This window comes from Lelliottia sp., from assembly GCF_045627565.1.
Lineage (GTDB): Bacteria > Pseudomonadota > Gammaproteobacteria > Enterobacterales > Enterobacteriaceae > Enterobacter.
This window is the reverse complement of sequence record NZ_JAZQNX010000025.1, coordinates 1-8,343: the sequence shown is the minus strand read 5'-3', so window position 1 is coordinate 8,343 and position 8,343 is coordinate 1. Positions and strand designations below refer to the sequence as shown.

The 8,343-nt window shown below is 49.1% G+C and carries 11 protein-coding genes and 1 pseudogene; 5 read left to right on the top strand and 7 right to left on the bottom strand.

The features are described from left to right. Window positions 1–513: 513 nt before the first annotated feature. Window positions 514–675, bottom strand: a complete 162-nt coding sequence (locus ACKI5T_RS14040; RefSeq protein ID WP_235134397.1) for a YlcI/YnfO family protein — start codon at window positions 673–675, stop codon at window positions 514–516. A gap of 128 nt (window positions 676–803) precedes the next feature. Between ACKI5T_RS14040 and ACKI5T_RS14035 the strand changes: the two genes are divergently transcribed. Continuing rightward, window positions 804–1,103 (top strand): SymE family type I addiction module toxin, encoded by a 300-nt coding sequence (locus ACKI5T_RS14035; protein ID WP_407438207.1) that lies wholly within the window; start codon window positions 804–806, stop codon window positions 1,101–1,103. A 109-nt stretch (window positions 1,104–1,212) separates the two neighbouring features. On the opposite strand, the gene ACKI5T_RS14030 is transcribed toward ACKI5T_RS14035, so the two are convergent. The 3 genes from ACKI5T_RS14030 to ACKI5T_RS14020 form a co-directional block, all read right to left on the bottom strand. Beyond that, window positions 1,213–1,650 carry a GNAT family N-acetyltransferase gene (locus ACKI5T_RS14030; protein WP_407438205.1) on the bottom strand — a complete coding sequence of 146 codons (438 nt, stop codon included), beginning with the start codon at window positions 1,648–1,650 and terminating at the stop codon, window positions 1,213–1,215. Between the two features lie 534 nt (window positions 1,651–2,184). Further along, entirely contained in the window at window positions 2,185–3,183 is a 999-nt protein-coding gene (locus ACKI5T_RS14025) for a class I SAM-dependent methyltransferase (RefSeq protein ID WP_407438203.1), read from the bottom strand. A gap of 93 nt (window positions 3,184–3,276) precedes the next feature. Continuing rightward, window positions 3,277–3,801 carry a lipocalin family protein gene (locus ACKI5T_RS14020; protein WP_407438201.1) on the bottom strand — a complete coding sequence of 175 codons (525 nt, stop codon included), beginning with the start codon at window positions 3,799–3,801 and terminating at the stop codon, window positions 3,277–3,279. Window positions 3,802–3,980: 179 nt separating this feature from the next. On the opposite strand from ACKI5T_RS14020, the gene ACKI5T_RS14015 reads away from it, so the two are divergent. The 3 genes from ACKI5T_RS14015 (at window position 3,981) to ACKI5T_RS14005 (ending at window position 6,339) form a co-directional block, all read left to right on the top strand. Further along, entirely contained in the window at window positions 3,981–4,709 is a 729-nt protein-coding gene (locus ACKI5T_RS14015) for a MerR family transcriptional regulator (protein WP_011915332.1), read from the top strand. A 97-nt stretch (window positions 4,710–4,806) separates the two neighbouring features. After that, window positions 4,807–5,217, top strand: a complete 411-nt coding sequence (gene uraH, locus ACKI5T_RS14010; protein WP_011915331.1) for a hydroxyisourate hydrolase — start codon at window positions 4,807–4,809, stop codon at window positions 5,215–5,217. 162 nt (window positions 5,218–5,379) lie between these two features. Then, complete coding sequence (locus tag ACKI5T_RS14005) at window positions 5,380–6,339, top strand: YbgA family protein (RefSeq protein ID WP_407438199.1); 960 nt, start codon at window positions 5,380–5,382, stop codon at window positions 6,337–6,339. A gap of 338 nt (window positions 6,340–6,677) precedes the next feature. Here the strand turns inward: ACKI5T_RS14005 and ACKI5T_RS14000 are convergent, their stop codons facing one another. Then, window positions 6,678–7,109 carry a hypothetical protein gene (locus ACKI5T_RS14000; protein ID WP_407438197.1) on the bottom strand — a complete coding sequence of 144 codons (432 nt, stop codon included), beginning with the start codon at window positions 7,107–7,109 and terminating at the stop codon, window positions 6,678–6,680. A 69-nt stretch (window positions 7,110–7,178) separates the two neighbouring features. Here ACKI5T_RS14000 and ACKI5T_RS13995 point away from each other — a divergent pair, with 69 nt between their 5' ends. Further along, window positions 7,179–7,280: a SymE family type I addiction module toxin gene (locus tag ACKI5T_RS13995; RefSeq protein WP_407438195.1), complete on the top strand. Its 102-nt coding sequence runs from the start codon at window positions 7,179–7,181 to the stop codon at window positions 7,278–7,280. A 40-nt stretch (window positions 7,281–7,320) separates the two neighbouring features. On the opposite strand, the gene ACKI5T_RS13990 is transcribed toward ACKI5T_RS13995, so the two are convergent. Continuing rightward, complete coding sequence (locus tag ACKI5T_RS13990; RefSeq protein ID WP_407438193.1) at window positions 7,321–7,521, bottom strand: hypothetical protein; 201 nt, start codon at window positions 7,519–7,521, stop codon at window positions 7,321–7,323. Between the two features lie 321 nt (window positions 7,522–7,842). Next, a pseudogene (locus ACKI5T_RS13985) lies at window positions 7,843–8,262 on the bottom strand (hemagglutinin); the annotation flags it as partial. Window positions 8,263–8,343: the final 81 nt, after the last annotated feature.

The following is an 8,343-nucleotide window of genomic DNA, read 5'->3' as shown; positions in this document are numbered from 1 at the left end:
ACTCCTGTGATCCCGCCAATAATGTATTATGTGATTGTAGTAATTATTAACCTTCCTAATTAGTAAATATAGCCTATCAGTGAATTAGACATAATGTGCATTTGATCACTTATAGTGCTAAACAGACAATGCTATTCTCTTTTTAATTTAAAAAATACTAAGAGTAAAATAATGGAATGGATTATAGGTGCTATAGTTTTATTGATCGTTTTAGGAGCAATATTCAAACCAAGGCGATGTAATATATGTGACACTTATTTTAAAAGAAACTATTACACATGGGAAATAGAGGGGAAAAAACAACATTTATGTCCTAACTGTAACAGTAAAATGAAGCGCCGTGTTAGCTCACAAAGATTCAAAAATAGATTTAATTAGAAATATTTTATAGATAGCATTACACTCTAAAAGCTCAAGTATAACTAACAACAATTAATAATCCTGAAATATTTGGAGCACATTTATTATTAAGCATCTATTATAGAACTCAACTAAAATGAAGTTTTTACAGAATTAATCTTTTGAAAGCCTTAATCTACAAGCTTCCTTCACCCACTTACTAAAATTCCCTTTGCCCGCTGCTTTCTCAATCTGTTCCAAAAGCTCATCCTCGAACCGGATGTTCTTCATCGTACTTTTGTTGCGGTCAAAATTTGGTTTCTTTTTCTCTTGCATGGTAGGTACCACTTCGGTTAGTTTCTCTGCATGTGGTACCTACCACACGGATTATGAATTCTAACGACGCCCAGCAGTGTTGGAGCACCAAAGGGCGTCTAACCTCACCAACTATCAAGGAGTTGATTATGGCTGATTCGCATTCTACCCCAGACGCCGCAGAAACCGGAACCGAGCGCACGATAATTGTGGGATATCGCCCGCACGTTTCTGACAAATCCACGCCAAACATTATTCTTTCCGGCAAATGGCTACGCGCCGCCGGGTTTGAAACCGGGCAACAGGTGACCGTAAAAGTCATGGACGGGTGCATCGTTCTGGTGGCTTACAACGAGCAGGAACAGCGGCTGCACTGCGAGCTTAAAGAAGCACAGGCAAAGCTGAAAGGGATTGAAGGTGCGCTGGTCGGGATTCATTACGGTCGGTAAGGGTTTTTCCCCTAACCCTCTCCTCGAAGAGGAGAGGGAAACGATCAAGCACGTTTTTAGGCTGGGTCAGCAACGCTGATGCGAAGACATCAGGCCCAAGATTCGGTACCTATTTATGCAACTTCATATGCAGTAATGGAAACGGGTTTCCCTGCCCATCACGCTCCGAACGCCCAATTTGCACAAAACCCATATGGCGATAAAACGCCACACCCTGCGGGTTTTGCTCGTTAACATCTACCTCGTTCGCGCCAAAATGGTCAATGGCATACTTCAGCAATAATTTTCCTACGCCTTTTCCACGACTTGCATCGTCGACAAAAAGCATTTCGATACGATTCTCATCAACACCTAAAAAACCGTGAATTATTCCGACGTTATCACAAGCAATCACAACCTTTAGGTTGGGGAGATAAGTGTTGAGCAACAACGGGCGCAATGCCGCGATATCGCTTTCTTGTAAAAAGTGATGCGTCGCGCGAACGGAGGATTCCCAGACTTCGACGAGACGTTCGTATTGTGAGGGGACTGCAGTTTCTATTTTCATGATGGGATCATGCTGAGGCCAGGCTTTTAAATCAAGAGAAAATGATCACAATGTCACCAGATCCCTGCTCACTCATGTGAAAACTCCCGTTATTTCTCACCATTCCACATAAAATAATTGTGACATGAGTATGAAGTACGTCTGGCTACAAAAATAAGGTAATCACTGTGATCGGTAATACCAATGGGGCATGCAATGTCCAAACGCACTAAATGGCGACTGCGTATTTTTACATTCCTGGTGATGTCGTTTCTCCTTTTTATCAGTGGAGTGTTTTACCCACTGTCTGAAATTCTGAAAATGCCCTTTACCGGCTTTATGAATCATTTTAATTTCGGCGATCCCGTACTTTATGCAGATTATGACTCGGATAATCTCGGACACGCTGGTTATATATTTTTGTTTCTCTCAATATTTTGCGATAGTAGCCGCTGTCCCCTTGTTCGAATGCCTGGTTAGATTGGCTAACAAGAATGGTTAAGGCCGCCTCTACGGGCGTGCCCCCTTCTCCCACAGGAAGAGGTAATCAAAAATTCAAACCCTCACTTCCATCACCGCATAAACCCCGTCTTTCGGCACCACCACGGTCACGTTCTCCGGCGGAATCCCCGCCGCGATATGAATATCCTGCAACCGCTGTAGCGAGCGCGGGAAGATGGGCGCCCAGCCGATGCAGCGGAGGATAAAATCAATCTGCGGGCTGGTCGTCAGCATATTCGACACAATGACTGCCCCGCCGGGTTTGACCAGCCGCAGGGCTCGCTGCAAGAAAATCACCGCATCGGTATCGTTGAAATATTCGAAAATCCCCAGCGCATCCACCAGTTCGGCCTGATGCTCGCCCAGCTCAAGTAGCAGATCGTCGTTGCGGATCAGGTGATGGACCAGATGCCGATTCAGCAGCGTCAGCTGCTCCCCGACGTTTAGCCCCTCTTGCGCCGCCATGGTCTCGGCCCAGCGCAAGGCGACAGGATCGTTATCCACGAGCGTGAGATGGACTTTTTGCCCGTCCAGTTTTGCGGTACGCAGCGCCTCCAGCACCGGGATCGCCGCGCCGCTCGCCAGGCTTATCCAGTCGCTTTCGATATCGTTATGAATATACTTTTCGACCAGCGCGGCTAATACCTGCGCACGGGAGCGCACGCCGATAGCATCATTGGCGTGAATAAACCACTGGCGGCTTTCGCTGTCCATTCTGGTGCCTTCCGGCAGCCGTTCTTCCAGCGGATTTTGCACCACGAACAGCGCTAACGCCTTAGGCACAAGCCGTGCGCGCCAGGCAGCCATCGCCGGACGCGTGCGATACGCCTGTTCAGACCAGGCATGTTGCGGAGTCAGCATTGGCAACCCGTTCTCGCCCTCCTCAAGCAACGGCGGCAAGAACTGTGGGTTAGCTTTCATGGCCTGATTGAGCGCGTTTATCTCCCGCGTCACGTCGTCTTTCATCGGCCATTGATCGCTAATGTCGGGAAATGACGCGCTAAAAATCGTCATGTTTTTTGGCGCGTCACCGCGAAAAGGTTGCCAGTTCATCTCGTTATCTCCCGTTCGACCCTAAACGGAAGTCTATCTACGCGCCGCGCCATTGCCCTACGAAAAAAGCACGAAATGACGCCGCGCGTTAGGCTACTGCTTCACCCACACTAGCTGATCGACACGGAACCCAAGACCGCGAGCGATGCTCACGTAATCCTGCTTCACCGCGTCCGGGATGGTCGGCGTGCGCGACAAAATCCACAGATAGTCGCGGTTCGGCCCGCTCACCAGCGCGTATTGGTACTCATCGTCCAGCGCGATCACGTTATAGCCGCCGTAGAACGGTCCGAAGAACGAGACTTTCAGCGCGGCGGTGGTCGGCTCACCGGTGAAATAGGCTTTACCTTCGCTCTCGCTCCATTTGTTTTTCACCGGATCGTAGCCCCGGTTGAGCACGCTGATCCCGCCGTCGCTGCGCTTACCGTACGTGGCGGTGACCTGCTCAAGCCCGCGCTCAAAGCGGTTTTCCAGACGGGCAACTTCATACCATTTGCCCAGATAACGCCCGGCGTCAAAGTGGGTGATAGGCTTTACGCCTTTCGGTGGCGTCGGGGATTGGCAGGCAACCAGCGTCAAGGCGATCGCAACGCCTGTCAAAACGGGCCATAGCTTCATGTGAACTCCTTTCATTTGCTCGTGGGATATCTACCCTCAATCATTCGAGTTGCAGGACGGCAAACGCCCCTGCAACGTGAAGTATGACGGGTATAAGTGTAGTGCACGCGTCAGGCTCTTCATTCAGCCGACGAATATTCGTAGTATATTGAGACTAATCTTTCTGATCGGGCGTACACATGTCTTACTCCATCGGCGAATTCGCCAGACTTTGCGGAATCAACGCCACCACGCTTCGGGCATGGCAGAGCCGCTATGGCCTGCTGAAACCGCTGCGCACCGATGGCGGGCATCGTCTTTACAGCGATGACGATGTGCAACAGGCGCTCAAAATTCTCGACTGGGTGAAAAAAGGTGTGCCCGTTAGTCAGGTTAAACCACTGCTGGCGCGCCCTGGCGCACGCCGGACCAACAACTGGGTCACCTTGCAGGAGTCGATGCTCCAGCGGCTCAGAGAAGGCAAAATCGAATCGCTGCGCCAGCTAATTTACGATGCGGGTCGTGAATATCCCCGTCCGGAACTGGTGACCCAAGTCCTGCGACCGCTGCGCAGTTCTGTCTCGGCCAACACCCCGACCATGATGACGCTGCGCGAAGTGCTGGACGGCATTATCATTTCCTACACCTCGTTTTGTCTGGAAGGCGACCGTAAAGCGCGAGGCGACAATTTTCTGCTGACCGGCTGGCACCTCACCGACCCGTGTGAAATCTGGCTCGAAGCGCTGAAGCGCACCGGCCAGGGCCATCGTATCGATGTGCTTCCGCTGTCGCCTGCAGCGCTGGCTCCTGAAATGTTTCCCGAACGCCAATGGTTGCTGATCACCAGTGGTAAATTAACCATTGCGCGTAAAAAACAAATAGAGAAATGGCGCGAACAGGTTAATTTCCTCGAAGTCGTCACCTTGTAAAAATAATGGCCTTACCAGTTATCACGGAAAGTTGAATATTATTTTTCGCGCAGAGTGTTAAATTTTCCCTGTTATTTTCATCTGACAGGATATCAACATGAATAAGCTTTCTGGCCTTATTGTTCTCTCTTCTCTGGCATTTATTCCGGCGGCGTTTAGCGCCCCGGTCGGCACGTTGAGCGTGCACATTCTTAATCAGCAAACCGGATTACCCTCACCCGACGTCACCGTCACACTGGAAAAGCAGCAGCAGAACAGCTGGACCACGCTGGCAAGCGCGAAAACCGACCCTGACGGACGCATCAAATCGCTTTATCCGCAGGAGCAGGATATGCAGCCAGGGGTTTACAAAGTGACGTTCAAAACCAGCGAATACTTCCGCAGCCAAAAGCTGGAATCCTTCTTCCCGGAAATCCCCGTGCAGTTCACCGTCACCCGCACCAATGAAAAACTGCACATCCCTCTGTTGCTGAGCCAGTACGGCTACTCTACGTACAAAGGAAGCTGAACAACTCGTGACGTTTATGACCAAAAATAAACGCCACAACCTCATTGATTTTTAATCAAAATAAAATAAAAACCCATAAAAACTTAGACAATAAAACACATTTGTCTAAGTTTTGGCTATACTGTTTTCATCAGCCCATAACAGGTAGCCAGAGGTGACATCATGAACAATCAACCCGTACTCGGTATCAGCGGATGCCTGACCGGATCGGCCGTGCGCTTTGATGGCGGCCACAAACGGATGGGTTTTGTGATGGACGCGCTGGCTAAAGAGGTGACGTTCAAACCGGTTTGCCCCGAGATGGCGATCGGCCTGCCCGTCCCACGCCCCGCTCTGCGCCTGGTGAAAACACCTGTCGGCGATATTCGCATGCGCTTCACCCATGCTCCTCATGACGATGTGACCGATAAAATGGCGGATTTCGCCGCGCAGTATTTACCATCAATCGCGAATCTGGATGGATTTATCGTCTGCGCCAAATCGCCGAGTTGCGGTATGGAGCGGGTGAGAGTTTACGATGAAGCGGGGAATCGAGGCGCGAAGGAAGAAAGCGGCATATTTACCGCCGCCATGATGGCGCGATATCCGTGGTTGCCGGTGGAAGAGGACGGACGCTTGCACGATCCGGTGCTGCGGGAGAATTTCATCGCGCGCGTTTTTGCCCTTCATGAGCTGAACGCCGTTCGCGCCAGCGGTCTGACGCGCCGCGCGCTTCTGGCCTATCACAGCCGCTACAAGCTGCAACTGCTGGCACACAATCAAGCCGGATACCGTGAGATTGGGCCGTTCGTGGCTTCCATGCATGAGTGGAAAGATCTGGACGCTTTTTTCGAAGCCTATCGGGAAAAGCTGATGGCGATTCTGAAACAGCCCGCCTCACGGAAAAATCACACCAACGTACTGATGCATATTCAGGGCTATTTCCGCGAACAGCTCAACGCGCGCCAGCGCCTGGAGTTGCGTGAAGTGATCCTGAACTATCGCGCCGGATTACTGCCGATCCTCGCGCCGCTGACGCTGCTGAAGCACTATCTGGCCGAGCATCCGGACGATTATCTCCTGACGCAAAACTACTTTAGCCCCTATCCCGATGAGCTGGGCCTGCGCCTGGCTATCGCATGACGATATCATAACGCGAAGGCCCCTAGCCCGAGAGGTCCGAACACGCAATACCCTTAGACGACATCCTCACTGTCGTCTTTTTTTGTTTGCAGGATGGCCGGGGTGTTGCTCAATAGAAAGCAAGCGACAATGCAAACCAATTATATTTCGAAGCAATTACCTTTTCTCATCGTAAGGGGTTGCCCTAGAGCATTGAGCAAACGCCCAACCATTTATGCGATAAAAGCTCCTGTCACTCATAGAGAAACCAATGCAAAATATAATTTCCCTCATAAATGAATCATCACCCATACTTCTTAAATTCCTTTTTATAAATTAAACCGTCTTTTTACATGACGTTACATACAGCGGTTTTCATATTTCGGGTCGCGATACCATTCTGATTTTTCGTATAACTTCAGCCAATCCATATTTCCTTTCAACATTGATGGAAGTCGATGTTTCAAAGTATTTGAAAAATGATAGAGACTGCATATATTTCGTTTATAAACCTCACTCCATCCAGGTTGCACAGCGTTTTCTGGTATAACGCGATCTTCATCCTTCATTTGTGTAATAATGAAATCTCTCACATTGTATACCAGAACACTATTATCGGTTTTTAACTCACAAAAACTGACTTCAACCGCTTCTCGCCACATAACGAACTTTAGCTGATAAGTTTTCTGAGCAAGTACGATAGTATCTTCATCAGTTGCAGATACAACAAATCTGTAACGTTCAATGGCTTCCGCAAAAATATCGCAAAATGACCCTAGATATTGGTTCATTTATTTTCCCTTAATCATTTGCATTGTTTTACTGTCGAAAAAATAACAGTGCTCAATAAGGTAACCGGAATGTTACCCCAGTGGATGAAAGAGGCAGGGTTCAGCCCCGATACGCCGGTCACGGTCAGCGAGGAACAGGGAAGACGGGTGATCGAGCCGGTTAAGGGCTGACGGGTAAAAAGAAGATCCCGGCGCAAGGGCCGGAATCTTTTTAAACATTCATATTGTCTAAAATACGACCTATGGCATTAAGCAATATAGAGGTTTCCTCTTTAGAAGCCCCTATTCTGGTTTCAAACTCAAGAACCGAGATACCATTACAAATCTCATTCAAAGCTGAATTTAAAATCAATAACTCATTCTCGTTAATGGTTAATTGAGCTTGTTTCCCAGCAATAGATATTACGTCCATTCATCACCTCAAATTATCGAAATATGCCCTACCGTTTACCGGCCTAAAAGCTGTTCCGCCATCAGATGCTTTCGGATTACGGATTACAACAGTACCTGTAGACTGATCCCAATAAGCTGAACGACCATTGCTCAACTCTTTTGTAGATGTAGGATTCTTGACAACATTTTCAATATGTTGCGCAAACTGAGCCCTTGTTCTTATACCCAGACCAGTAAACTCCCCTTGCTGAAGAACGTGCTTCTCAAAAGAATGTCCTCCCGCAATTTCTTTACCAACTAATTCAGAATTTAGGTTTTTTCCATTTGTTGAGTTATGGGCTTCATTATTTCGCGCATTCTCCTCATCCTGCGGTTCCCAGCCGCCCGGCGTTCCCGACCCCGCACCACCTAACTCAGCTTTCTCCGCCCCCGTCAGATCCTTACCGATGTTTGGATTTGAAACATTCCCGGAACCATACTTATCCTGCAACGAACTCAGATACTTCCCGGTAATCTCATCATTTCCCATCATTTGCAGGGTAACAAGATGATCCAGTTCATCGGAGGTCATCTTATCCGCCATATCCTTAATGGCAGCACCGGCAAGACCGACCATGCCCGCTTTCGCCCCGGTTTCCAGTAACTGCTCCGCAATCTTCGTCCGTCATGGTGTCGCGATTGCACAGCCTCTGGCTACCAGACTCAGCGAGTTATTCTCCACAACAACTTTATCCGTTGCGAAGATGGCCGCCGCAGCAGCATTTCCCCTTTGCCGTCAGCAGCTTGCAGCCCATTTCTCCCTGTGCAGTCTGCCGCGCCGGACCCAACGCCCCGATACGCG